The following is a 422-nucleotide window of genomic DNA, read 5'->3' as shown; positions in this document are numbered from 1 at the left end:
GGTAAAACGCCTTTCGCTACGCCTTTAATTCCTTTAATTGCTTCACCACGTGCACGCAATTTAGATAAGTTAATTGCAACGCCGCCCCCAATTTTACTTAATTGTTTTGCAGTTGAATCAATAAAGTTAATTGAATTTAAGCTGTCATCCACTTCTAATAAGAAACATGACACTAGCTCACCACGACGCGCACGGCCTGCGTTTAAAAATGTTGGTGTCGCTGGTTGATATCTTTGTTCAACCATAGCAGAAATAAATTGTTTAGCTTGTGCTTTATTACCATTTGCTAGGTATAAAGCAACAATGGCAACGTGTTGATTATAGTCTTCTAAGTATTGACTTTTATCATTTGTTTTCAAAGCGTAATCTTTGAAAAATTTACTAGCTGACATATAACTTGCAAAATTAAACGGGATTGATTT

1 protein-coding gene is annotated in these 422 nt (G+C 35.5%); it reads right to left on the bottom strand.

The features are described 5' to 3' along the window. On the bottom strand, positions 1–422 hold a 422-nt coding region (locus A6F49_RS17425), incomplete at both ends, for a ribonucleotide reductase N-terminal alpha domain-containing protein (RefSeq protein WP_043056579.1).

It is taken from the genome of Enteractinococcus helveticum (assembly GCF_001657475.1).
GTDB lineage: Bacteria > Actinomycetota > Actinomycetes > Actinomycetales > Micrococcaceae > Yaniella > Yaniella helvetica.
The sequence above is the reverse complement of the archived record's forward strand: the minus strand, read 5'-3'. Positions and strand labels throughout refer to the sequence as shown.